This window comes from Gottfriedia sp. NPDC058432 (assembly GCF_042721555.1).
Lineage (GTDB): Bacteria > Bacillota > Bacilli > Bacillales > Bacillaceae_G > Gottfriedia.
This window is the reverse complement of the sequence record NZ_JBHXLC010000012.1, coordinates 127495-153186: the sequence shown is the minus strand read 5'-3', so window position 1 is coordinate 153186 and position 25692 is coordinate 127495. Positions and strand designations below refer to the sequence as shown.

The following is a 25692-nucleotide window of genomic DNA, read 5'->3' as shown; positions in this document are numbered from 1 at the left end:
AGACATTACTCCCAAGTTTGGATATGAATCTCCTAGTCCGAGATTCAGTGGGACTTTAACCCACCTGATAAACGTGCTGCCACGCACGCACTATGCTACTATCCGACTCCCTACATCGGCATTTGGTTTCCTTACTTTTTATCGCTTGTACACCATACTCTTCTAAAAAAAAAGAAAAGACCGGTAGGGTCTCCCGAGTTGCCGTGTCATATCAATGTATAACGTGCCAAGGTCTATGACTCCAGAGAGGCTTTACCTTTCTCGCCTTACCGAAAGGTAGAGTGTAGCTTTCTGCTATGCATAAAGCATCAGCCCTCTCGATTTACTAACATTATGAAGCTCAATTCCTTCAACCATTTGGCTTTCGGCCCGCTACCTCACTGTCTACGCTTAAAGACTAAAGTTACCTTTAGCCCTCCAAGACTCGCTACGAGCGAATGGCTAGTTCTTACTCGACGGGAATCCCACCCGTTATATGACACGACCTAGGCTCGGCCGCACACGCATGCGTTAGTTGCATAAGGGTAGATGATTAAATTAAAATCCTGTTTTAATTAATTAATTAATTAATAGTTGCTATTAAAATTTTTGTTAATTGATAGATAATAAATGTAAAAACATTTTGACATTTAAATCAATAATACGGTATAAATTATGTAAAGAGTTTTTTACATATTTTAAAGTGAGGGGTTGTTTTTTTTATATGAATTTCTTACCTATTTACTTTGTCTCAATTTTAGTTATATCTGCAATAGCTATTATTATTACGTTAGCATCACTACCACATTTAGGAGACGAAAGAAAAAAGTTGATTAAGGTCAAATCTCAATCATTTACCTTTACCATTATCATAGTATTATTAGTATTTGAATTTGGAAAGGAAATTTATTCAATGCTTTGGGGAAGTAGTTCATATAAGGGAATATCTCCTTTTCCATTCCTTGCATCCATCTCAGTTGTTTATTTAGTTTCATTATTAACATTGAAGAAGAAATATGGTGATTAAGTGAATAATCGAATTAAAGAATTAAGAAAAGCCAAAATGTTATCCCAAGATGATATGGCTATATTGTGTGGAGTTTCCCGTCAAACAATCAATGCAATAGAGAATAATAAATACGATCCAACGTTAAAATTGGCGTTTAAAATATCAAATGTTCTTAATTCAAGTGTTGATGAAATATTTATTGATAACAATAATTAAGAAAATAAAGAGTGAAATAGAGTCTTCTCTATTTCACTCTTTATTTGTAGCACAACTAACGCATTCGTTAGCCATCCATGAATCAGTGATTCACAACAGTGAATGGAAGTTTATATCGTACTCCCATTGTAGTTGAATAAGGAAATTACTTGAAACAGTAAATTCTATTTATACAGTCTACGATTATGTCAGGACGATCAAGAAATACGGAATGCCCTGAATTACTAGCAAAAAACAACTTACCTTTTGAAGAGAGTTTAACTTGTTTAGTAATTAATTCCGACCATTTCTCTTCAAAGATTCTTAATTCCCATAAAGGTATTCCTGTTTTCAAACCTGTCTTAATGGTGAATTCTTTATCACGCCCAATTACGATTAACGGAATGTCTGGAAAATCCCCTAATTTCTTGATAACTTCAGCATCGTTTTTCCATTCTTTAATCTCCGATGCCATCGCTCTATAAAGTGATGGATTTACTTGAAAGTCCAATAATCTCTGTTGAATATCCATTGGAAAATGGCGATGTTTATCATTCAAATTTGGTTTAAGTATTTTCGATAATTGTTCAGTATCTTTATACGCATAATTTAAACATTTTTCAATCCAATCTTCATCAGATTCTTTATCTATGACAGGTAGATTTAAATTATCCAACTCTTTCAATTCAACAGAGGTAGAATCAATTAGGATTACTCCAGCCACAATTTTAGGGTAAGTTTTAGCAAAGTGTTGAACACATAGCCCACCATAAGAATGTCCAATTAAATAAATTGGTTCTTCAATTTTAAAATGATTAAGTAAAGCAGCTAAATCACGTACAGTCGATTCAGTATTATTGATTCCTTCTCCAATTTCACTTTTACCAAGCCCTTGTCTATGAAAAGTTAGGATTCTACTGGTTTGGCTTAAATTTTCTATAACCTCATACCACTCATCATAAGAACAACCCATACCTGTAAGTATAACAATTAATGGTCCTTTCTCCCCTTTGTATAGCACTTCAATTTTATTATTGTTAATTAGAATATATCGATTACTATCCATTCTACCTAATCTCTCTCCTTGTTTAACTACAACATTATATAAATTAGTTTTTATATAGTTATCGCTTAGGTTGAGCACAATTTAAGGCTCTAATAATATAACATCATATATTCTATCTTAAGTTCAATGAGTCCTTTTCCTTATACAACTAATCTGCCATTTAGTGACATAAAAAAAATCGACTAAGCAGCCGATCTTGTTGTTCAACTAATGCAATGCGTTAGTTGCATAACTAATAAGATTTTTCAAGAACTTTCTGCTGGATCATCCCATTTAAAAAAGCCTTCTTTCCAACCTAAATCTTCATCAATTAAACATTCTCCAACAAAGAAACACTCTTTAGGATAGTTGTTAAATCCTTCAAGCTTAAAATAACGTTCAAGAGCCTTTTCTGCTTTTTCTCTTGTAGTATAAACACCTAATATTTTTGTTTCTTCATGTTCGTCTTCAACACCATAATCATAGATATGAGTTAGCAAAAATACATACTTCTTGTTCATTTCCACCTGAACCACCTCATATTTCATATTTAATCATTGTTTAACTAAAGCATGAGTTAGTTGAATAAGCGTCTATGTGTCAGTTAAACATTTTGATAATTAAAGGGATCATGATATAAGAAACTAATGGGCCTACTAACCCAAAACCAAGAAAAAGTGCAACAAACTTACCAACAGATGATAAACCTTTATTTCGTTCATTATTCAAACTTTCTAGTTTATCATTCATCGCTTTTAATTCTTTTAGAATTTCTTTATTTAGCTCTTCAGACATTATAATGATCTCCTTTAAATATAAATTTCTAACTTTAGTATAAAATAAATTGGAATATTTTGTAATTAATATTATTTCGAAGATTCGTTTTTTTTAACTAAACTGCCAAATACATAAATAAAAAAGCAGCCAATTGCTGCTTTTGAACTTCAACTAACGCATTAGTTAGTTGAACAAGGAATTGTTTTTATTTTATAAAATTTCATCCTTTAAAATAGAATACACCTTTAGATCTTGATGTTTTCCTTTTACAAACATTCCTTGTCTAATAATACCTTCGAAAGACATTCCCGTTTTTTCCATTACTCGTGATGATCCGATATTTTCAACAAAACATCTTGCCTGAATACGGACTAAATCCATTTCTGTAAATCCAAATCTTATGACTTCTTTTACAGCTTCAGTAGTTATTCCTTTACCCCAGTAATCTTGAGAAATTACATAACCAATTTCAGCAGTTTTATGTTTTGAATCCCACCAAACATAGTCAACTGTTCCAATCAACTTACCATTACCCTTATATTCGATACCCCAAGGGGCAACTTGACTATTATTGTATTTATTTATCACTAATTCAATAAAGCCTCTAGTATCTGATAAAGTTTTATGTGTATCCCACGTTACATATTTAGATACTTCTTCATTTGAACCATATTGAAACATTTCTTCAATATCATTTAAAGAAAGTTTTCTAAGAATAAGACGTTCAGTTTCTAATAATGGAAGTTCACTAAAGATTTTTTCAACTTGCATAATATACCTCTTCTAAACTTAAATTTTATGTTTAACATATCTATAGATGTACGTAAGGTCTAAAATTCACTTTACGTTACGATAACCTCTTCGATTATGTCTTTTAATCTATTTGTCGTTTCTATAAATTTAGCTTTTTCTTTGATATTATCCTTTTGTTCCTCATAGTAAAATGGTTCTCCTTCAAACCTCGGTATGACGTGCATATGATAATGCATCAGGTCGTTGAACTTTCCACCGTTTTGGCAAATAGTAATACCATCAGGTTGAAATAATTTTTTTAGTGCCTTTGAAATGGTCATAGATGCTATCATAATAGCATTTGCTGTTTCAACATCTAATTCTTCGGTATCTAAATAATGCTTTTTCGGAAGAATTAAAGTATGTCCCTCATTAAAAGGTTCGATATCCAAAATACAACATACATACTCATTTTCATATACAATATTCACTGATTCAATTTGGTTAGATAGTCTGCATCCTAAACATTCTGAGTTTAAAATCATAAGTATCTCCTTTGATAATTATTCAATAAATATTTTACCAAAAATATCCACTTACTTAATACTACTTGTTAAACTAATCTGCCATTAGCCCAATAAAAAAATCGACTATACAGCCGATCATGTTGTTCAACTAAAGCATGCGTTAGTTGAATAACTAATTAAATGTAATTACTGTATTTTTCAAACTGCCCCAAAAATACAAGTAATTCCTTTTTCACTTCTAATACATCTCCATAAATATCTTGTTCTGCTAAATATATAGCATTCGATAAATATATTATTTCATTCAATATCCAGTCGTATGATAATGGAATATATTCATTTAATCTATATACCCAAGACCAAACATTCTCATAATCTTTCGTTTCAATAAGATAGTTTTGTAGTAAACCTAACATAACTTTAATTGATATTTCTTCGTCAAAATTTCCATTCAATTTTAACAAGATGGAACAAATATCAACTGGTTTTTTATTTGCAGATAAGGAAACTTCAATGATCTCATAAGGTGGGCTCTCAAGATTTCCAATTAAATTATCTGCCCATTTAACCGCATCTTGAACAGAGAAATACCCTACCGATAGCCCTAATCGCAACACTTCTGATGAAACCTTAATATCCATAATTTTCACCTTTAATTTCTTGTTTTTAATTTAGTAACTAGTATTCCAATACAACTAACACATTCGATAGTTGAATACGATTACAACATTTTTGTTGTAGTAATTGCAGGATAAGTAGTATGAAAAAGGATAATAAATACAGAAATCATTTCTGCTTTACTACCCTTCATTTTTGTTTTAAGTATGTGACATTTTTTATTTGCATGACTATAAATAAAATTAAATTCAGCAACTATCTACTTATTCTATTTATTCACTTGGTAACTCCGGTAAGGTAACATTAAAAACTATCAATATTAATGACATTGTAATCAGTATCAAAATATTAAGTTTGGATATTTTCTTAGTTTCGGAATAATACTGTAATATCCCACTCAAACCTAATCCAATAACCGATATAAAGTTAAATTCACAAACTAAAAAGCCACCAATGTAAGATTCAATCCAATATACTACAAGAGAAATCAGGATTAAAGTTGATAAATAACCTAAATACTTTTTCAGTCCTTGATGTTTCTTCAGAGAATGGGGTCTCCATTTTTCCACTTCGCTCATTCATTGAATAAACCCCATCCTCTTTACAGGAGAACGGGGTGATTTTGCTGCTTTTCGTAGTTAAATATTATTAATTTTGCTAATACGTTTTTGAAGCGTAAGTGCTACCCCGAATCCAACAACTGATAGTACTGCCAAGGAAATAAAAATAATACGGAACCCAACCATACCCTCAAAGTTGTCTAAGATAGCTCCAAAAAGGATTGAAGCAAATACACCCGGAGCATATCCAATAAATGAACCTATACCAAATGCCGTACCTGTTTCATCTTCTTTCAGTCCAATCATACCCATTGGCGACCAGAATGTACCTCTCATAGAGTATATAACGGTTGAAAATACTAACAGTAATACAACCATTACCATGACAGGCGGCATTACAAATGTGAACCAAACAATTACTCCCAAAAGCGCAATCAAAATCGCAAAGCACAACTTAATGTATTTTGCAGGGTTTTTCAATTTATCAACGATTAAGCCACCGCTAGGTCCGCCAACAAATTTCAAAAAATAAGCATTGATTATACCGTATGCGCTTGCAATTACCGCGGGTACATGAAACTCATTTGCTAGGAATGGATTAAAATATTTTAATCCTTTGTATACAAAGTACACCATAAATACGTTAAACGCAACGAGCCAAACCTCTTTTTTACGTAAAACATTTTTAATATTACTCCAGTTATAACTATTGTCAGACTCATCTGTCTTTGAGACTGAAACATCTTTAAGAATAAAAATCATTGCAACAGCAAGTACTAAATCTATCATCGAATAGAATAAGATTGAATAACTTAAACCCTTCATGTTCTCTCCAATTGCCACATAAATACCTAGAGCACCAAATGCCACAAGAGTATCTACGACACCTCGTCCACCTTCAAAGAAACCAAAAGCTTTTCCTTGATCTTGGTTCCCACCTAGCTTTCCCACCGCTTTCAAAAGTGCAGACCACACTAAACAGTCCGCTCCAATTGCCAAAGCACTAAATATTACAATCATTCCCCAGAATGGTGGGTTCATAGCAAGCCAGATTCCCATGACCGCATTTAAGAATAAACCAAGCGGAACAAGTACGCGAATCTTTACTTTATCCGCTAAAACGCCGCCAATCAGGAAACCAAACATTGCAACGAGTGAGTTAACTGTATCTAGTAGACCAATTTGCGTATTACTTAGTCCCATAAACTCTTGCATTTGGTTATAGAATACGTCTGCCATAAATGCAATTTTATAAATCGTACCTGAAACCAACAAAAATGCACAGAGTCTAATAATATTCGTTTTTGTCCAAAACGAGTTGTTTTCAACAGAGTTATTCATGAGTGCCCTCCATAATTTTTAGTTCGCATAATACTTCAAATTTGTTTAAAACCTTTCTAAAATACTTTAGCTGATTATGTGCCCATACAGGTTCCAAAGCCAGCATTTTCTCCAGTGTCATGCCCTCGGGGACGGGTGTTTCACTTATGTCCCTAAACTTGATAAACGGATTTTTCCCCTCATCCTTTGAGCGAAATGGCGGAGCAACATAATGATTTTCTTGCTCCAAACAGTAGGTTTTTACTTGTGGTTTGTCGTCGCCTAGCATGAGTAGTTCATAAATAAACCGTTCGCTGGGCATTTCATCTTGATTACTACCTTGAAGAACACCATAATGTCCTGTACTTCCTCCGTAATCTACAACTTTTACTCCTTTCATGTGTACTGTTCTGATAAAAGGAGCTAAGTTAAAAAAGGCTTCCATCGGCGCTTCGTAGGCATTAATCATATTTCCAAAGTCAAATAAAGCATGAATACGCTTGCTGTTTACTTTATTTAGAATGGTAGTGATTTCATGGCTTTTTAATTCTTCGTGCTGCTCAAAATCTACATAACAATCATGTTTTTCTGCCAAGCTTGTGATGTAATGCAAGTCATCCGTTATTTTGTCCATCACCACATCAAGAGGACCTTCATAGCGACCGTACACACGCAAATTATGCACATCCATCACGTTTGCAATATGAAAAAGTTTATCGACGGTAGCTTTATCTGTGCTGCTAACCTCTAAGACAATTTCAAGGTCCAGTTTTTTTGCTAGTTCCGCAAACTTTTTTCTTTCATCGTCACTTATATTCCCGAGACTACCAGACTCGCCATCCGCCAAATGAATATTTAATCCATTAAGCTCATTGTGGTATGCAAAATAGAGCATGTCCTCTATTTTCCACTTATAATGAGTCAAGTTTGTGAGCAATGCATAAGCGTGGGCATGGATTTTAATTTTGCGGATACGATCTAGCAATTTTTTTGCTAAATCTGCCGTAAACTCCGGTGGTTTCGCATCTGTAGGTAAGACGTTTCGTGAAACCGATTTTTCAAAATATGAACTTACTAAATCGGACATAACTATCCCCTCCAAAATTTCCTTTTATAATGAAGCTACTGATTACTCCTTGGTATAGAAGCGATGACTTCGATTTCAACTAATGCGTCCTTTGGCAAACGTGCAACCTCTACTGCACTTCTAGCTGGATAATTTTCAGTAAAGTAAGATTGATATACTTCATTCGTTTGTGTAAGCGTATTCATATCTTTTAAAAATATAGTTGTTTTCACGCCATGTTGTAAATCGCTCCCAGCAGCTTCTAGAATGGCTTTTACATTTTCTAATGATTGCTTCGTTTGTTCTGCAACGGATTGCGGCATTTCATTTGTAACTGGGTGAATCGGAAGTTGTCCAGATACAAAAAGAAAGTCACCCATTTTTACGGCTTGAGAATAAGGTCCAATAGCACTTGGTGCATTGTTCGTTGAAATAGTGTTTTTCATCGAAATCCTCCATGTGATAAAAAATTATTATTATGATTAATTTTTATTGTAACGTATAATTATTATTACAACAACTAAATTTTCAGAAAATTATTTGTTTAAAATTTAAAAAATCTTTGCTAAACTAAAAATGACAAATGGAAATTGAAGGTGCGATGAATGATGGTAATGACAAATGTCGAAAAACTGAAACAGTATATTCCCATGGTGCATTTTATTGCTGACTTAATGGGGGGGAATTGTGAAGTTGTTTTACACGATGTAACGAACCCTGATCATTCTATTATTGAAATAGTGAATGGACATGTTAGCGGAAGAAAGGTTAATAGCCCCATTACGGATCTTGCCTTGAAAATATTAAAAGAAGAAAGTTATAAAGATCGAGACTATATCTGCAATTATAAAAGTAACTCAAAAAAGAATAAGACGCTCCGTTCTTCGAGCTATTTTATTAAAGATGAAACGAACAAAATCATTGGTATGATTTGTGTTAACATGGATATTTCAGATGTTATAAACGCTCGCAACATTTTGGATCAATTCATCATGATTGACAAACCCACAAATGATCCTGTCGAGTCATCAAAGCCTATCTTTGATACACATCTTTTTGAGAATTTTGAAGAAAATATTGAGGATCTTCTCTTATCTCTTATTAAAGGGGTTTTAGCAGAGTATGACATTCCGCCAGAACGGATGTCACCGCAAGAAAAAATAGAAGTAGTCAAAAAACTGAATGAAAAGGGAGCTTTTTTACTTAAAGGCGGCGTAAGCGAGGTAGCCAAATATTTAGACGTATCCGAAGCCACTATTTATAGATATTTAAATAAAATCAAATAATCTGTCTGGGTGGTTTGCGAAAACCTAAAAGATTCGGAGGATTCACTTTGCGGTATGTTGTGAATTATTAATGACCCTGTTTCATTTATATCGTGATTTCTCCATCTATCCTTTGAGGTACATTTTCTAAATTACTACTCTCCGGAGGGGCCACAAATGAAAGTAAAGTACAAAGACGGTAGCATATACGGACCAGGACTAACAGATTTCCCTTTTCATGAAGGTGGCTATTTAAGCTATGTAACGATTGTTGTTCGCTTTTGGACAGTTAAAGAGGACGAAGAAGATATTTATTATCATGTCATATAACACAATTAGAGGACGAAAGAGTAGGTTATTGAGCTGTCTTAGATGATGAACCACGATCAAGAAGAATTTTTTCAATTTGGAGATATAGAGGCCGTCTTTGATAGCGATAAAATTCTCTTCTAGGGTAGCTGGATCAAACGAAAAGAATAGTTGTATTATTAATAATTAGTTAAGTTTAATGAGTTAAGATACAGGTATGAAAGGACAAGACCTTTCAAAGACCCCCTTAATAATATATTCTTGGGCCCTCGATTGAGGGCTAATTTTTTGCTCTGAACTCTAAGGAATATAGATTATCTTACTCCACTATAGCACTGCGTTAGTTCGATAAGATTTTTTTCATTTCTGTGAAGATTTTTTTGAGTTGAATAAAGTCATCTATTACAATATCAGCGTGTTCAAGTTCATCTTCTACTGAAAAATCAAATTTACAACCAATTGCAATTAAACCATTATCTTTAGCTGCATTTATGTCAGATAAGCGATCTCCAATTACAGCTCCAGCCTTAATATCATATTTACTGATTATGGTTTTGACTAAATCTCCCTTATCAAGCGTTTCTATCTGTTGAATACTAAACGTTTCCGAAACCCAATTATCCAAGTTATAATATTTAACAATGGAATCTAAATATTCAATTAATCCATTGCTGGCAATGTATATTGAATATTTATTAGTCTTTAAATAATCAAAAACTTCTATAACATTCGGATATAATGCCCCATTCCCGTTACGTATGTTTTCAATTAACCTTGTCAAAAAAAAAGCATCTGTTTGTTCCCTTACTTCTTTAGAATGATTAGGTAACAATGCTTCCCAAACTTTTGGTAATGGTACACCCATAATTTCACGGTATTTATCAATAGGTGTTTCTTTATCCCATAAATTTAGTGAGCGTAAATTATTAAAAGTATCATCAAGTGATAACTCTAGAATTTTATCTGTTTGAAATAATGTTCCGTCCATATCAAATATAAGTGATTTTAACAATGCCAACATCCCCAGTTTGAACTAAGATTCTTTTTCTCTTAAACTTTTCTACAATTTCGAATTCAAATATTAATAAAATTAAAGCCCATTTTATTGTATATTGTGGTTATTTGCATATGGGTCATAAATACCTGTAAGTAATAATATTGAAAGAATAAATCCTAGTACAGTTAGTACAGTTAAAACAGAAAAAGTTTTTTTATTCTTTTTTCTCAATCTTACAGCCTCAATGACAGTTGCAATTAAAAGAAAAAAAGAACCGATAAGTACGATTATTCCCATCCCGATATTCATTGTATGTTTATTCCTCCTATGTCTAGTAGTAAATTCTTTTATATTTTATCATTAAGCCAAAAAGCATTAATCAATCAAAAGCCTCATTAAAACTGCATTTTCTAATTCAACTAAACTGCCATTTAGCTCAATAAAAAAATCGACTAAACAGCCGATTGTGTTGTTCAACTAACGCTTGCGTTAGTTGCATAAATGTAAAATAATAATTCAAATTAGAATATACCTTTTTTTCTCATACTTACTAATTCAATAACCATTCTTGTTACAAAAAATATAATTCCTAACAATCCTAATACAATCCATAAATAGATACTATTAAAAAATAGTCCAATCAGTATTAATACACCAAATGTAGATAGAATAAATCTATCTAATTTATTAGGAACATTAACTATTGCGTGCGTTATAAGAATTAAAGCATATATAAAGCTGAAAATTTTTATCCAATAAAACTCAAAGTTTAGTGATACAGTAAAGAACACAGGACCTAAAATGACTAATATATTTAAAAGTTTTTTCATATCGTTTCTCCGTACTGTGATTTATTTAATTTTTCTAAAAGCATTGCTACTATTCTGATTTTAATTTAATCATTAAGTCAAAAAATATTAATCAATCAAATGACTCATTTTTTATACAACTAAACTGCCATTTACTCCAATAAAAAAAGCCCCATATTAGCAGCTTGCGATCTTCAACTATTGCATGCGATAGTTACATAACGATATTTAACCCGCAAATAAAAGGGCTTCGTTTTTTCTGAAGCTCTTTTCTCTGTATCCTTTTAAATTTAATTTAATTTTAATTAGTAAATTCACTCATCTTCGCATTTTGACAAAGTTTCTTTATTTCAGAAATAAAAGTTCATTGTCTTTAGGTGTAATTTTTACTTCTTAAATATCCAGATTTATAAATTATTTCAAGTGCATTTTTTGATAATAACAGCCGATAGCCTGTAAAGATTTCTGTTGTAGGGGATATCTTTGTTATTTCCCTATATGCAATTCGACTTCTTATCAACCAAGATTTTAGCTAAAGTTCACAATGAAATATCAGATTAAGATATTTGAAGAATTTTTTGTGAAAAATAGAACGCGTTGCAGAATCGATAGCTCCACCTTTTATAGAAAGTGACAATTTTGTTAGATTAAATGCTTAATTTGTAAGACAATTAGATGTCTTTTTTAACTACATTCTTTTAAAATTACATCTGAATTAGTACGACAAACGCTTCAGTTTATTTGAACAATGTATAAGGAGGATGAAAGCAAATGAAGACATTATTACGTGTTATAACTGCTATGACCGTAATGCTATCAATAGTACCTTGGACTATTGACAGTGCATACGCAGCGCCTACTCTAAAGATTGGAGAAGTAGCTTCCGTAAACGACAAACTCTTGAAGGAGAATGCCAAGAAGTTTGTACATCTATTACAGATGGGGAATTTAGAAAAAGCCTTTCAATATACAAACCATACATTCACTGAAAAAAATATTCCCGATTTCATCATTTCATCCATGAAAAAATTATCTTCTTACCAACTCATACAATCAAATTTGTCTCGTAATAGCGTCCATTGTACAGTCACTTTAACATTTCAAAATCAACAGTCTATCATACCAATAGAAGTGAAATTCGATAAGAAAGGAAAGATTGATGATTTTTATGTTAATTTCCAATATTCTAAACAAAAATACCAGTTACCTAGTTATGTAAATCCTGATACCTATGATGAAAGGAAAGTGACGATTGGAAGCAAAAATAATGCTGTACCTGGAACACTAACAATCCCAAAAGGAAAAGGTCCCTTCCCTGTTGTTATACTTGTTCAAGGAGATGGAGAATTAGATAGAGATTCCTCTATTTTCGCCTTAAAACCATTTAAAGATATAGCCCTAGGTTTAGCTAATCAAGGGATAGCCGTTCTTCGATACGAGAAAAAGACACGTGAACACTATATACATACTTATCGAACATACTCAGTGCAAGAAGAATTTGTAGAGGATGCTTTAGCATCTTTGCAACTTCTAAAATCCATGTCATTTATTGATAAAAATAGTATATTTGTTGCCGGACACAGTAGAGGAGGATTGATGGTTCCTCAAATTATAAGTAAGGCTCCCCCTGGTAGTTTTGCAGGTGGAATCATTCTTTCTTCTCCTAACCCTTCAACTACAGAGATCGAGTCCTATTTTGAAGAAGATTCAGGAGGAATGATACCAGAGGAAGAAATGGTATTTTACCGAAATCAGTTAGGATTGCTTACCCAGCCAGATTTTGATCCAGGACACCCACCGGAGCAATTCGCTTTACTTCCAAATGCCTATTGGTGGTATAGTGTAAAAGATTATAGGCCAAGTTCAGTTGCAAGAAGCTTAAATATACCCTTGTTTGTCATGCAAGGAGGAGCAGATTTTCAAGTTCCTAATTCTCACTTAGAAAAATGGCGGTTAGCATTGCAAAATAATACAAATGTAACATTTAAACTGTATCCAGACCTGAATCACGGATATACAATAGCAGGTGAGACCAAAACTGTTCAAGACTATATGCAACCTAAACATGTCCCCTTTTATGTGTTAAATGATATAAAACAGTGGGTAACTTCAAAGCCAAAAAATTAATTTTATAGAAAAGTATAAATTTATCATGAAACAATTGATAAAAGAATAAAAAATCAGTCTTACGTGAGGCTGCTTTTTTGTTTACATTATGCGAGTTCTCAGAACTGTCTTATTGCGCATGAAAATGTTCTTTTTTTCTTATTCCTTATTGAACTAAACTGCTAAATACTGAAATAGGAGCTGATTGATCAATCAATCAGCCCCTATTTGTTATACAACTAATGCATGAGTTAGTTGAACAGGTAAACTAATTATCTTGATTTTTTTTCAAATAAGCACCATAGAAATCTGCTTCTTCTAAATCATCATATTTGGGTGTAGCAATAATCGAATAATTTTTCTTTTCATCTACTTTGAACAGTGCATAAGAAGGTATGTTGGCAACATTTACTTCAATGTTGTAAACACCTTCAGTCAACACACCACTTTTTTGAAATAATGATACAATGTCTTTTGCCTGAGGTACAGCCATTTTAGATTGATCTATGTTAAATTTAAAAAAGAAATTTAATACTCCTAAATAACTTAGGTTAAAATTACGAGCATCCTTTGGTTTAAGATTTGGTAATAAAGTCTTAGTATCAATTTGTTTATTCTTTTTAATTTCCTCGATCATTTCAGGTGAATATTTCATATTTAGTTCTATATTTTCATATGGGTACGGAAATGATACTTCTTCTTCTTCTGAACCTTTAACTACTTTGCTTTGAAATTGAACATATTCGTATTGTTTAGATATGCGCTTCATTTCATTAATAACTTCTGGATGCTGTTCAATATAAGCACCTTTAAATAGTTCTAAATAAACTTGATCACTATCTTTAGGATTAACCAAATTTGACTCTCTATCAATAACCAAACTTAAATATGTTCGATAAGGTTTATTCAATTCAACATAAGCATAATTATTACAACCACATTCCCCATCATTCTCAGCAGCAAGTACTTTAAAATCATCCTTTATATTAAACTCTGATTTTAAATAATCTTTGACAGGTTGTTTTACTATGCTTACAGGTATCTTACATGCGCTTAAAAATACTGATACTGCAATAATAAATACAAATGAAAATCTCTTCTTATTAAAAATTAAATTCATATTCTTTTCATTTCCTCATCTTTTTTATGTACTTCAATCTTTTTATTCCCTCTAAATAAATTCCATATATTTACAGCAAATCCTTCTTCAACTAATCTGCCATTATGTTGAATAAAAATAGAGCTGCCAAAGCAACTCTAGTAGTTCAACTAATGCAATGCGTTAGTTGAATAAGGTATTCGTTTAATCCGAAAATTCTTTGACCAAAACCTCTAATTCTTTTGCATCATAAAAGTTCCCATCACTTAGAAACTTTTCAATTTCTAACGTTCCATCGTTGTCCAGGTACTGCTACTTCTACCATAATACTTTCATCTCTTGTTTTATTTAAGCGATAATATATGTTCTTTGTTTCTAATTCATTTAGAAACTCAATTAGTTCTTTTATAGTTTTCATACAGTTTTACACTTCCTTTTTATTGAACAAAAGCATGTGTTAGTTGCGTAAGTTTATTTTATTAATGAAATCAATTTCAAATTTTAAATCACTCTTTTTCGTTTCATTATTTCCTAATATATTTGTAACTATTGGAAAACGTTTCTTGTTTTCCAAATAATGTTTTAACTCTAAAAACGTACTTAATGGGAATTCATTTTCACACCACATTTCTTTATATCCAACGATTCCAAACTCTAATAAAATAAGTTCGACTTCTCTTAGTACTTCTTTTAGAAAAACATCATAAGAACATTCTTGGTTTAATACTACTACACCATCTTCTTCATCATCTTCAAAGTAGATAAGATTAATGCGTATATTTTCATTATCTATATATTTAAAGTTCCAGTCTAATTTATCAGGTTCTGCATCCCAAAAGTAATACGAGCCACCCTCTTTATAGTCTCCTTCTGTATCAAATACTGGATGAATTACTTTTATTGCATTTAAAAGTCCACCTAATGCATCTGTAAGATAACCAGGACTAAAACTAAAACTTTGGGAATTAATCTGTATATTAAAATTTGCCCAACCAGCCCCTCGTAATTTATATTCAAACTTCATACTTTCAAACACCCTTCTAATCTATTTTGATACTAATTATATCATTCCTTATGCAACTAAACTGCCATTAGCTGAATAACCATTAATGATTATTCAGCTACTAGCAATAATTTCCTTACTACTATTTTATTTTATAAAAACCATAAAATTTACCAAAAGAGCCAAAATAAAAAGACATGAGCATCAACACTCATGTCCTTGTCTACATCTATAAATCTATCTATTTCTGTTTTTTCGATTACGTAAGAAAGCCGGAATATATGAAGTTGAATCTTCCTTCTCATTGTATCGGCCATATTCTTGTTGCTCATTATAGCGGTTGTAATCTTGTTGTTCTGTGTAACGATTATGATCTTGTCGTTCTGAGTAACGGTTATGATCTTGCTGTTCATTATATCGGCCGTAGTCTTGTTGTTCATTATATCGACCATAATCTTGTTGTTCATTATATCGATTATGATCGTTTTGTTCATTGTAGCGTCCATAATTTTGCTGTTCTGTGAATCGACCAGAGTCTTGCTGATCATTATAGCGACCGTAATCTTGCTGTTGGTCTACACGATATCTCTGATCTTGTTGGAATCGTTGCTCTCTATTGTATAAGCTAGGTGCTTCTTCTATTGGTCTAGAAGGAGTTCTTACCATTTTATCTTCTTTATCCGCAAATCCTGTAGCAATAACCGTTACAATAATTTCATCTTTTAAGCTTTCGTCAATTACCGAACCGAAAATCATATTTAATTCTTCATGAGATGCAGAAGCAACGATATCTGCAGCTTCTTGTACTTCAAACAGACTTAAGTTACGTCCACCTGTAATATTCATAATTACACCATGAGCTCCATTAATAGAAGTTTCAAGTAACGGAGAGTTCAATGCCTTCTGAGCAGCGATTGTAGCGCGATCTTTACCTTTTGCAATACCGATTCCCATAAGGGCTGTCCCTTTATGAGACATGACCGTTTTTACATCAGCAAAGTCCAGATTGATTAATCCTGGTACTGCGATTAAGTCCGAAATCCCTTGAACCCCTTGTCGAAGTACATTATCCGCTTCACGGAATGCTTCGAGCATCGGTGTTTTTTTGTCAACTAGCTCCAATAATCGATCGTTTGGAATGATAATTAATGTATCAACTGCTTCTCTAAGTTCCTTAATTCCACCTTCAGCATTTGTTGCACGCTTTTTACCTTCAAATTTGAAAGGACGAGTTACTACTCCAATTGTTAAAGCACCAAGCTTTCGAGCAATTTTCGCAACTTCAGGTGCTGCCCCTGTACCTGTTCCGCCACCCATTCCAGCTGTAACGAAAACCATGTCTGCTCCTTTTAGTACTTCCTCAATTTGCGACTTACTTTCTTCTACAGCTCTTTTTCCAATTTCAGGATTTGCACCTGCTCCTAAACCACGCGTCAATGTCGCTCCAATTTGCATTGTAATTTCAGCTTTTGATTGTTTTAGTGCTTGAGCATCAGTATTAAAAGCAATGAATTCAACGCCCTCTACTCCATCTTCAATCATTCGGTTAACGGCATTATTTCCTCCGCCACCAACACCAATTACTTTTATTCTTGCAAACTGTTCTATATTTTCAAATTCAAACATGATCATTCCTCCTCGTCATACCGATTACATAATTTCACGTTTTCAAAGAACCCTTCATTTTCATTCTAAGATTTATCTTTTTATGTACGTTTTAGTAGATTAGAATTAAACAATTTACTTTAAGACATAGAATTGTCCTAATTCCCCTAACACTACTATACAAGAAAACTACCTGTTATCTTTTTGATAATTTTTCCTTAATATACCTTTAACTAAAACATGTATTTTAACATCTTAATGTAATATCTCTATCAACTTCGTAACAAACTTTCATTAAAAAGCTTGTACAATTAATATAATTCTTTTCTTTTTGATTGAATCCTTTAAGAATCTATTGATTTATGAGAAAACAAACACTACACATTTCTTTGTTAAAACATTCACAAATAATTCGTTTATTCGCACAATGCAACAAATATACTTTGGTAATATATACATGTAAAGGAAATAAATTCAACAACTATTTTAAAATAGATTTATAAAGAAGAAATTATGAAAAAATTATTTACAAGTTTAATTGTTATAGTTTCTATATTAACAAGTATTTCTATCCCGATCAAAAAGACGTATGCCTATAATCCTTATGGTGTAGGTCATTATGGGCAACAGACAATTTTATTTTTTAGATAGTTCATTAGGTTCAGAAAAACAAAAATTTAAAGATGCTATGAATAAATGGATCTATGGAACTATTACAACACCAATTTCTTTTAGAGAAACAACTACTCAGTCGTCTTCCGTTATAGATGTATATAAAAAAACATCAGTAAATAATACAGTAGCTGCTTACACATATTTTATGTATGGCAATAAAAACGTGGATGCTTCAAAAACTGATTGGTTCTGGGTAAAAATTGATATTCAATCTCTGACCTATAATAAATTAAGCGATTGGCAAAAAAGACTCGTTCATGCCCATGAAATTGGACATGCATTCGGTTTAAATCACACAAATATCTCCGGTAATTTAATGCACTCTAATGGTAACTCTTCAACTACGAATATTCCCCTAAATGATCAATTCAATGGAATAAATTATATTTATCGATAAGGAGGAAAATAAATTGTTTAAGAAAAAAATAATTTTAAAGTTTTTTGTTATGTTTTCAATATGCTTGATAATTTTCTATTTTTATCAAAATCAGAAGTCGAATAAAATAGTGGAGCCAATTCAGGGTATAGTAAAAAATAATGATATAAAAAAAGAGTTTGATAATAAAAATACTACAATATCGAGTAAGGATACAAAACTACAATCAAATAACATATCTTTTAACAAAAATGATAATAATAAAAGTAATAATAAAGTAATTTCAAGTGCATTACTTTTTGGTGATTTTGATAGTACTAATGCATTAATGAAAGATTCTAATTTAGTCGTTAAAGGTACTGTTATAGCAACTGAACCATATGTGTATCTGGATGAGGAGAGCCATGGCACACCGTATACAAAATTAACATTTAAAATAAGGAATGTTCTATCTGGTGACAAAAAAATGAAAGGAAAAACAATAACAATCTTAGAATATGGTGGAGAAATCTCAAAAAAAGATTTTGGCCTAGATAAAAAGTTTAATAATTTAACAGAATTAGAATTACAAGAAAAACTTGATATATCACTTGAAGGTATATCAAATACAAAAGTTGGACAAAGTATTGTCGCTTTTTTAACAGATGATAAGGACACTATAGGTACAGGTTTCAAGTTTTATTCATTTAGAGGAGAGTATAAAGGTCGATTTACTTATGATCAAAGAACCAAAAAATACAAAAGAGGCGAACCTTACCAGGTATCTAATAAGGAGAGAGAAAAAGAATTAGAAATAAATAACGATGTTTCTGATTTAAGTGAACATCTAGAAGGGTAACTTTAGAGTCTAGTTATTATAGAATGAAAAGGACTTTGAAATTACAAGTCCTTTTCATTCTATATAAATCTCACTTCAAAAGGATCTACAAATATGGACAATTTTTCAATAGATTTCAACAAGCATCTCCAATTAACAAAAGAAACGACAAAAATGATATTTGTCGTTTCAATCTTTACTATTTTTTGATTAATTCTGTTTTATCATCTTCAGTCCAATTTTGAATTCCATCATCTTCGTCCAATTCGATAATTACGTCTGTTACACCTTTTTCTTTCATAATTTTTTCTTCTAATCGGTCTTTTATGTCATCAGCTTGCGCTACCGTTAAATTAGGATCAAGTTCAATTTCTAATTCAACATGTAAATCTTCACCCTCTTTGACAACCGTAAGTGCTTGAATATCTTTGACATCTGGATCTTCCATGACTATCTCACCAATCTTGTCTTCCATTTCTTCATCGGATTCACCAATTACACCTGCAGCATTATCAAGAAATACTTTTCCAACAACAAGGAACATCAAAACACCGATGATAACAGAAGCAATACCTTCCGCTTGATGAAATGGTGTAAAGTAAGCAATGATTACTGCAATCATCGCTAATAATCCACCTAGAGTTGCAACTGTATCTTCTAAGAAAACTAATTTTGTAGCTGGTTTCGCTTTTCCTAAATTAGAAATTGCCTCGGTTACCACTCCAATACCACTTGTTGTTATTCCCAATTCATGACTAATTTCTTTCATTGCTTTGTAAAGTACAAAGGCTTCAAGCACTACCGAAACACCTAATATAGTCAGGGTGATAGCCAGACCCGAAGAGTGGGTTGGATGTACAATATGCTGAATCCCTTCGACAATCGTTTCAAATGCCATAATACCTACAATTAATACTGCTCCAAGTAAAACTAAATTAACAAGTCGACCAAATCCATTTGGAAACCGATCTGTTGGTGCCTTTTTACTTAAAGCTGAACCACTAAATACAAAAAGTTGGTTTGCAGTATCGGCAGCACTATGCATCATCTCAGCAAAAAGTGCAACACTTCCTGTCATACTAAACCCTATTCCTTTTATTATCGCTATTACAGCGTTAACTATAGCTGCTAATAAAGCAGATTTATTACCTTTTTTTAAAAGCTGTATAAATTCCTTCATTCTAAACTCCTCTTCACTAGTATTTTTATATTATGTATTTTTATATTTTTTATTAGCTAACACTAGAATGTACATTAATTTCTTGGTAATAACAGTTTATTTTTTACTTATTTGGTAAGATATGTAATTTAATATTACCACAGGTTCTGATTGTTCTATTATCTTCTCAACAGAAATATTTCTGTTCGGCTAAAATAATTTGATGAGTTGCAAATAAACTAATGTTCTTAAACGTAACGCATGAGCCACTAAAAACGAAAAAACAAATAGAAATTTAATAGATAAATCGCGATTATTGTCAATGCTATTCCTATTATGAAATAAAATATCTTTTTTAAGAAAAGCTTATTTTTATTGAAAATTGAGACCCATATACAAAATAGTCCTATTAATATAATTGGTATCGTAAGTAACAAAATCAACATCTAATTCACTTCCCTTAAATTTTTTTTAATCAAAAAAAGCTATCTAAAAAGACAGCTTTAAATAATTTATATGCAGTTAATGAAATGTATTAGTTCAATTTCATTTTTTAAAACCATATTTACTTCTTACTTTCCTTAAAAGATAAATGTTCTAATCTCTTTCCCATCAGTTCAGCCATTTGTTTTGAATTTGGATCTTCTTCTTTTTGTAATTTATCGATGATATTATTATAATCCTTTTCACTTCGGTTCTGACTTAATTTATATGAAGCTTGAATTTCTTCCACCTTAATCTTAAATCCAACAATGCCTTTTAGTTCACTTTCTAAAAGTTGTGGAGAAAGTTTATCCCACAATACTGGGTTTTCACGATTTTTCTCATATTTTTCTAGCATGATTGTTAATTCATCTACTAATTCATCTCTCTCTAAAATGCTTGCTTTTCCATAAACATGCACGGCTTGATAATTCCAAGTTGGAACTTCCTCAACTTCATACCAAGAAGATGAAATGTATGAGTGAGGTCCTTGAAACATAACAAGTACTTCTTCACTATTCTCAAATGTTCTCCATTGAGGATTTCCATATGCAATATGCCCAGTAATATAATAATCTTCACCTTTTTTACTTAGCCTTAGTGGTAAATGGGTCGCAATTGGTTTCCCCTGCTTTGTTGTGATAATCGTGCCAAAAGAGTTCGTTTGAACGAATTCCCAAATTTCTTCAGGATTTGTGACTTTATAATATTTTGGTATATACATAAAATCCAGAATCCCCCTTGTTTTTTGTTGCAAATGCAATAAAAATATCATACATTAAATCTAACTTAATTTTGTTGCATTTGCAATAAAATTTTTAAAAATTCTAATACTTAATTTCTTAAAATTGAGGCTCAGTTAAATAAATGTTTAATTTTTGAACTTAAAAAAGTTGTCTAATTAGACAACTTTTAGGACCCTTATTAAGAATTAATTACAACCACCATCCACTTAACAGAATGAACTATATCTGCCTTTTTATTTACACTTATTCGTCAACTCGGTTATATGTTTGTTTTAAAAGTGTTATGGTTTTGTCAGTCACCTTTACCGTTAAAATGTTTGATGTCCCTTTTATTTTCAGCTTCACTTGTTTGTCGGTCGATGAGACGATTTTGTAATGTCGTTCCAATGTTTGGTTAAAAGCAGCCATTTTCGTAGTGGACCTCATAAGAACTCCGTGCTTTGTTTTTTTGTCTTCTTTAAATTCAATCTGATAATCAACATCTTCATTCGATTTCGTTGTTTTTGTGTGATAAGACCACTTTCCGAACAGTTTGTCTTCTGCAGCATGATGATTACATGCACTAAGGAAGACAACAAACGAAAAAGCTAGAACGATTTTTTTCAAGCTAGCACCTCCAAGAAATAGATTTATGATGTTCTGGCGAAGCTTGTTTCCGATTTATACTTTAGCCCCGACTACTCTTTTCTACCTAGTGTTAATTGATCCATTTCACACTCTCCCAGAGTTCAACTGTTTATAACACTATGATTTATCTTTTTCGTAATTCTTTTACAATTTGACTTAAATAATAAACTATCATAATCATGCAAATTGATACTACTAAATCCATACTCTATATCCTCCAAATCAATCGATACCATATATATTTGTAAATTCATTTTTATTTTATCATCTAACCTAAAAGTATTAATCAATCAAAAGACTCATGAAAATCGGAATTTCTTATTTAACTAAACTGACATTTTGTTCAATAAAATACGGGCCACTTTTGTGACCCGTAATCTTCAAATATCGCACTGCCTTATTTACATAACATTATTTTATAATAAGTAAAATAATAAATTTTATAACTTCCACGTAATTCCAAGCTCTTCAAATGATCTTCTACTTTCACTTAGACCTTCTTCATCTTCCGACCCAATCATTTTTATTTCTTTTTCATTCAATACGATGTCTTTAGTCGGATTTTCAATTTTACGTTTGAAAATGGATTTTAATAGGCCTATTTGAATTTCAGACATTTCATATTCTTCTTTCCACTCATTTATAGCATTTTCCATATTATCTATTTGTCTTTCTATAAGAAAACCACCATTTTCAATAAAATCCTCATAAGTATCATTCAAGTATACTTCATCAAGATTTCCCCAAAATGCAGTTGTTATAACTGGGACTGTCTTTTCTTCAATCTCATCTAATAAATATAGAAGAGCTTCTTCTGATGCTACTTCTTTAGACTTTTCAGGGGCACCCATAAAATATTCGATAGCATTTTTGTAATCTACTGCCCTTTCGCTATGGTCATTTCTAAAAGCACCTACTAAAAAATTTGGATGAAATGTTATAGTGCCACGCGAACCAGAGCTATCTTGAACACTATAATTAAACCCATCCCAAGATTGTTCATGAGAAATATCAGGATAATGAGCTACCATAATTGCATGGGCTATCGAAGCCAAAATACAACCTTCCCAAACTTGATTTCTGTCCCAATTTAACTTATTCATTTATTGCATTCCCTTCACTTTTTCTATCATATTAAAACATTTTAACATATCTCTTATGTAACTTACTTGCCATTTATCCACTCATGAAGTTCAAGCGTTACACCACAACTTATGGCATTTATCTATTAATGAAGAAACTGATTTTCATAGAAGTTGAATAAGAAAATCAACAATCTACTTTAGCAGAGCATAAATTGAAAAAGTATTTGAAAAAAAAAGAGAAAAATCATTCAAGATAGACGATTTTTCTCTTTTCTAGGTAAGTATAAAAATCAACAATTGTAATGCATTTTATTCAATACTAACCTTTATTTTATTAATGCTTCATACACAGCAGTTGCTACGGCTTTATATTGTCCTGTAGCAAAGTCATCACCTTCAAATTTGTTCGGATTTGTGAGTGGATCAATTATAGGTGAATGTTTTTTATTGGTCAATAAGACAATCCCTAAATTATTATCTGGATCTATAATGGTCAGTGTGCCTACCCAACCGGTATGTCCAATTGCATTCGGACTTGCATATAAACCAAATGTAGACGACATACTTGGAGAGCCATTTCTTCTCCACCCTAAGCCATATGTTGGATTTAAATCGGAAGGTGCTGAAAACTGATTGATCGTCTTTTGATCAAATAGTTCTACTTTGCCATATCCACCTCCGTTTAACATTACTTGTAATAAAACCGCTAAATCGCTTGTCGTCGAGAAAAGCCCTGCATGTCCGGATACGCCACCCATAGAGTAGTAGGCCTTCTCATCGTGCACTTCTCCCTGTATTGTGTATGTACGAATATTTGGGAAGGAGATGACTCCGTCACGTGAATTCCCCATTAGCTCTGTTGCTGCGAAATCTTTTGGTTTGAATCCTTTTTGTAACGGGTTAAACATTGTGTGTTTTAGACCTAATGGTTTATAAATTGTATTTTCAACATAGTCATCTAGTCTTTGTCCAGTTACTTTCTCAATAATAAAACCGAGAATCATATAATCTACGTCACTATAAATATTTTTCGTTCCAGGTACGTATTCTAACGGTGTTTCAGCGATTTTCTCAAATGTTTCATTACGGTCTTGTGTATACAAAGAACCTGCTACAGTAGGATTGTGATATTGCGGATCAGCTGGAAAACCAGCAGTGTGGTGTAAAATATCAATTAAACGTAGGGTATCCTTCCCTATAATCATATCAGTTGATTTGTCTTTAAAATTTGGAAAGTATGATTGTACAGTTGAATTCAAGTCTATTTTTCCTATACTAACAAGATGTTGCAAAGCGAAGTTAACTGCATACATTTTAGTGTTTGATGCCAAATCAAACATTGTATTCGTCTTCATTTTCTGAGGATGTTTAAGTGGTGACAGGCCATCGTATTTTTTCGAGTAACCATAGGCAGTATTTTTTACAATTTTTCCATCTTTGATAATCATTAGAACTGCACCTGGAAAACCATTGTTTACGTCTTGCTGGATTAATTCATCTACTTGTTTTAATTTTTCAGATGAAAATCCAACTTCTTCAGAACGTTTTACTTTGCTCAATATGGGAAAGTTATCACTTTGTTTGATTTGTTTCATTCCATTCACCTCTGTTTGAATTGAGGTTTTCTCTGTATTTGTTTGAGCATAGCTGACAGAACCTGTTGTAGTAACCAAAGCAAGCGACAGCGTGGACGTTACAATACTACGAGTCATTCGAGCCAATTTAAATCTCCTCCCATTATAATAAAATATCCAAACCTTCATAAGCCTAATCGTTGAAATATTCGTTTTATTCTTGAAAAAAAAATTCAAAATTACATCACTTATAATCGAAATAAAATTCCAACTACTTTCAGTATAAAGGTGAGATTCGTAGTTTGTAAAGTTTGACTATTCTAACATATTCACTAAAGGATCCTAAGTACTATATAACTACTAGCCTCTCCACATTTAAATTTGCTAGTGAGGTACAACATCTCTAAAATTCCAACACTACTTGGCAATTACTCTACACGATCTCAATCATTAAGAATCTGAAAAATCATTAAAATATTTGAAAACATAAATCGCTAATTTTTTTCTATGTAATGGGTACTAAAGAATATTAATATTTCATATATACTTTCTTTTCTGAAGTTTCCTATGAATATCATATTTGGCAAAATATTTTCTTTTCATAAGTATTTACTTGGTCGCTAAAAGGAATGACTTTTTAATGCATATTAGAATATAAAAATTCCAGATCCATAATAAAAAAAGAAAGCAAGCCGCTTTCTCATAAACATTACATTTAATTCTTTTTTTAGAATCAAAAACTACCCTTATTATAGAACAAGAAATAATAGATTCTTAAGCAGTCCAAGTTGTTCAATTTTTCCATCCTTTAGCTAAAAAACAATTTTTGTATCTAATCTACCAAATACTTATAGAATATTTTATCGACATGTACCACTGGAAATTTCTCAGGTAAATCTGTACGTTTTATACTCGTAAATCCATTTTTTTCATAAAATCTATGAGCAGCTAAAAGTTGTGGTGTTGACCCGAGATAGATTGCTATAGTTGAATTTTCTCATTGTCAAATAGCAAGAAAATAGTCTACCGAAATAGCCTGTTCAACAGACTCATTGAACTCTTTTATTCTTGAATTCAAGAATAATGCATCTACCCGGCTCCACAATAAGGAGCATTCAATTAAACATAG

General features: G+C 31.9%; 29 protein-coding genes and 2 pseudogenes. 7 read left to right on the top strand and 24 right to left on the bottom strand.

The features are described 5' to 3' along the window. Positions 1–703: 703 nt before the first annotated feature. Together ACFWM3_RS14365 and ACFWM3_RS14360 are read left to right on the top strand one after the other, a co-directional pair. Positions 704–1006 carry a hypothetical protein gene (locus tag ACFWM3_RS14365; RefSeq protein WP_390311785.1) on the top strand — a complete coding sequence of 101 codons (303 nt, stop codon included), beginning with the start codon at positions 704–706 and terminating at the stop codon, positions 1004–1006. Beyond that, complete coding sequence (locus ACFWM3_RS14360; RefSeq protein WP_390311784.1) at positions 1007–1204, top strand: helix-turn-helix transcriptional regulator; 198 nt, start codon at positions 1007–1009, stop codon at positions 1202–1204. Between the two features lie 145 nt (positions 1205–1349). Here the strand turns inward: ACFWM3_RS14360 and ACFWM3_RS14355 are convergent, their stop codons facing one another. The 10 genes from ACFWM3_RS14355 to ACFWM3_RS14310 form a co-directional block, all read right to left on the bottom strand. Next, entirely contained in the window at positions 1350–2249 is a 900-nt protein-coding gene (locus tag ACFWM3_RS14355) for an alpha/beta fold hydrolase (RefSeq protein WP_390311782.1), read from the bottom strand. A 245-nt stretch (positions 2250–2494) separates the two neighbouring features. Beyond that, complete coding sequence (locus tag ACFWM3_RS14350) at positions 2495–2749, bottom strand: DUF7336 domain-containing protein (protein ID WP_390311781.1); 255 nt, start codon at positions 2747–2749, stop codon at positions 2495–2497. A gap of 79 nt (positions 2750–2828) precedes the next feature. After that, the gene (locus tag ACFWM3_RS14345) at positions 2829–3023 is read right to left on the bottom strand and encodes a hypothetical protein (RefSeq protein WP_390311780.1); all 195 of its coding nucleotides are present in this window, start codon (positions 3021–3023) and stop codon (positions 2829–2831) included. Between the two features lie 192 nt (positions 3024–3215). Then, positions 3216–3776, bottom strand: coding sequence for a GNAT family N-acetyltransferase (locus tag ACFWM3_RS14340; protein WP_390311779.1), 561 nt, complete (start codon positions 3774–3776; stop codon positions 3216–3218). 71 nt (positions 3777–3847) lie between these two features. Continuing rightward, positions 3848–4282 carry an HIT family protein gene (locus ACFWM3_RS14335; protein ID WP_390311778.1) on the bottom strand — a complete coding sequence of 145 codons (435 nt, stop codon included), beginning with the start codon at positions 4280–4282 and terminating at the stop codon, positions 3848–3850. A 158-nt stretch (positions 4283–4440) separates the two neighbouring features. Continuing rightward, positions 4441–4905 carry a hypothetical protein gene (locus tag ACFWM3_RS14330; protein WP_390311777.1) on the bottom strand — a complete coding sequence of 155 codons (465 nt, stop codon included), beginning with the start codon at positions 4903–4905 and terminating at the stop codon, positions 4441–4443. A 249-nt stretch (positions 4906–5154) separates the two neighbouring features. Continuing rightward, positions 5155–5460, bottom strand: coding sequence for a hypothetical protein (locus ACFWM3_RS14325; RefSeq protein ID WP_390311776.1), 306 nt, complete (start codon positions 5458–5460; stop codon positions 5155–5157). 60 nt (positions 5461–5520) lie between these two features. Continuing rightward, a complete protein-coding gene (locus ACFWM3_RS14320) occupies positions 5521–6783 on the bottom strand; it encodes an MFS transporter (protein WP_390311775.1) in 1263 nt (420 codons plus the stop codon). Next, positions 6776–7849: a sugar phosphate isomerase/epimerase family protein gene (locus ACFWM3_RS14315; RefSeq protein WP_390311773.1), complete on the bottom strand. Its 1074-nt coding sequence runs from the start codon at positions 7847–7849 to the stop codon at positions 6776–6778. The genes ACFWM3_RS14320 and ACFWM3_RS14315 overlap by 8 nt, the downstream gene beginning before the upstream one ends. Before the next feature lie 35 nt (positions 7850–7884). After that, the gene (locus tag ACFWM3_RS14310) at positions 7885–8274 is read right to left on the bottom strand and encodes a RidA family protein (RefSeq protein WP_390311772.1); all 390 of its coding nucleotides are present in this window, start codon (positions 8272–8274) and stop codon (positions 7885–7887) included. 162 nt (positions 8275–8436) lie between these two features. Here ACFWM3_RS14310 and ACFWM3_RS14305 point away from each other — a divergent pair, with 162 nt between their 5' ends. Beyond that, the gene (locus tag ACFWM3_RS14305) at positions 8437–9114 is read left to right on the top strand and encodes a helix-turn-helix transcriptional regulator (RefSeq protein WP_390311771.1); all 678 of its coding nucleotides are present in this window, start codon (positions 8437–8439) and stop codon (positions 9112–9114) included. 156 nt (positions 9115–9270) lie between these two features. After that, positions 9271–9423, top strand: coding sequence for a hypothetical protein (locus ACFWM3_RS14300; RefSeq protein ID WP_390311770.1), 153 nt, complete (start codon positions 9271–9273; stop codon positions 9421–9423). A gap of 319 nt (positions 9424–9742) precedes the next feature. On the opposite strand, the gene ACFWM3_RS14295 is transcribed toward ACFWM3_RS14300, so the two are convergent. From ACFWM3_RS14295 to ACFWM3_RS14280, 4 genes are all read right to left on the bottom strand, one after another. Then, positions 9743–10414, bottom strand: coding sequence for an HAD hydrolase-like protein (locus tag ACFWM3_RS14295; RefSeq protein WP_390311768.1), 672 nt, complete (start codon positions 10412–10414; stop codon positions 9743–9745). Positions 10415–10504: 90 nt separating this feature from the next. Next, the gene (locus ACFWM3_RS14290; RefSeq protein ID WP_390311767.1) at positions 10505–10708 is read right to left on the bottom strand and encodes a hypothetical protein; all 204 of its coding nucleotides are present in this window, start codon (positions 10706–10708) and stop codon (positions 10505–10507) included. Positions 10709–10920: 212 nt separating this feature from the next. Beyond that, a complete protein-coding gene (locus ACFWM3_RS14285) occupies positions 10921–11229 on the bottom strand; it encodes a hypothetical protein (protein ID WP_390311766.1) in 309 nt (102 codons plus the stop codon). 352 nt (positions 11230–11581) lie between these two features. Next, positions 11582–11728 carry a PH domain-containing protein gene (locus ACFWM3_RS14280; protein WP_082459521.1) on the bottom strand — a complete coding sequence of 49 codons (147 nt, stop codon included), beginning with the start codon at positions 11726–11728 and terminating at the stop codon, positions 11582–11584. A 251-nt stretch (positions 11729–11979) separates the two neighbouring features. Between ACFWM3_RS14280 and ACFWM3_RS14275 the strand changes: the two genes are divergently transcribed. Then, positions 11980–13335, top strand: a complete 1356-nt coding sequence (locus ACFWM3_RS14275) for an alpha/beta hydrolase family protein (RefSeq protein WP_390311765.1) — start codon at positions 11980–11982, stop codon at positions 13333–13335. A 247-nt stretch (positions 13336–13582) separates the two neighbouring features. Here ACFWM3_RS14275 and ACFWM3_RS14270 read toward each other — a convergent pair whose 3' ends face one another. From ACFWM3_RS14270 to ftsZ, 4 genes and pseudogenes are all read right to left on the bottom strand, one after another. Further along, complete coding sequence (locus ACFWM3_RS14270; RefSeq protein ID WP_390311764.1) at positions 13583–14434, bottom strand: hypothetical protein; 852 nt, start codon at positions 14432–14434, stop codon at positions 13583–13585. 256 nt (positions 14435–14690) lie between these two features. Next, positions 14691–14831: a hypothetical protein gene (locus ACFWM3_RS14265; RefSeq protein WP_390311763.1), complete on the bottom strand. Its 141-nt coding sequence runs from the start codon at positions 14829–14831 to the stop codon at positions 14691–14693. Between the two features lie 39 nt (positions 14832–14870). After that, positions 14871–15437 carry a hypothetical protein gene (locus ACFWM3_RS14260; protein WP_390311762.1) on the bottom strand — a complete coding sequence of 189 codons (567 nt, stop codon included), beginning with the start codon at positions 15435–15437 and terminating at the stop codon, positions 14871–14873. 540 nt (positions 15438–15977) lie between these two features. After that, a pseudogene (gene ftsZ, locus ACFWM3_RS14255) lies at positions 15978–17042 on the bottom strand (cell division protein FtsZ); the annotation flags it as partial. 598 nt (positions 17043–17640) lie between these two features. On the opposite strand from ftsZ, the gene ACFWM3_RS14250 reads away from it, so the two are divergent. Both ACFWM3_RS14250 and ACFWM3_RS14245 read left to right on the top strand, forming a co-directional pair. Then, the gene (locus ACFWM3_RS14250) at positions 17641–18093 is read left to right on the top strand and encodes a matrixin family metalloprotease (protein WP_390311761.1); all 453 of its coding nucleotides are present in this window, start codon (positions 17641–17643) and stop codon (positions 18091–18093) included. A gap of 13 nt (positions 18094–18106) precedes the next feature. Continuing rightward, on the top strand, positions 18107–18910 hold the full coding sequence (locus ACFWM3_RS14245) for a hypothetical protein (protein WP_390311759.1): 804 nt from the start codon (positions 18107–18109) through the stop codon (positions 18908–18910). A 178-nt stretch (positions 18911–19088) separates the two neighbouring features. Here the strand turns inward: ACFWM3_RS14245 and ACFWM3_RS14240 are convergent, their stop codons facing one another. The 6 genes and pseudogenes from ACFWM3_RS14240 to ACFWM3_RS14215 form a co-directional block, all read right to left on the bottom strand. After that, positions 19089–20069: a cation diffusion facilitator family transporter gene (locus ACFWM3_RS14240; RefSeq protein WP_390311758.1), complete on the bottom strand. Its 981-nt coding sequence runs from the start codon at positions 20067–20069 to the stop codon at positions 19089–19091. A gap of 544 nt (positions 20070–20613) precedes the next feature. Beyond that, positions 20614–21255 carry an FMN-binding negative transcriptional regulator gene (locus ACFWM3_RS14235; protein WP_390311757.1) on the bottom strand — a complete coding sequence of 214 codons (642 nt, stop codon included), beginning with the start codon at positions 21253–21255 and terminating at the stop codon, positions 20614–20616. A 265-nt stretch (positions 21256–21520) separates the two neighbouring features. Continuing rightward, positions 21521–21883: a lipoprotein gene (locus ACFWM3_RS14230; RefSeq protein ID WP_056473050.1), complete on the bottom strand. Its 363-nt coding sequence runs from the start codon at positions 21881–21883 to the stop codon at positions 21521–21523. Positions 21884–22344: 461 nt separating this feature from the next. Beyond that, positions 22345–23007, bottom strand: coding sequence for a hypothetical protein (locus ACFWM3_RS14225; RefSeq protein ID WP_390311756.1), 663 nt, complete (start codon positions 23005–23007; stop codon positions 22345–22347). 308 nt (positions 23008–23315) lie between these two features. Beyond that, the gene (pbp4b, locus tag ACFWM3_RS14220) at positions 23316–24584 is read right to left on the bottom strand and encodes a penicillin binding protein PBP4B (RefSeq protein WP_390311789.1); all 1269 of its coding nucleotides are present in this window, start codon (positions 24582–24584) and stop codon (positions 23316–23318) included. Between the two features lie 811 nt (positions 24585–25395). Then, positions 25396–25542: pseudogene (locus ACFWM3_RS14215) on the bottom strand (GNAT family N-acetyltransferase); the annotation flags it as partial. Positions 25543–25692 lie beyond the last annotated feature (150 nt).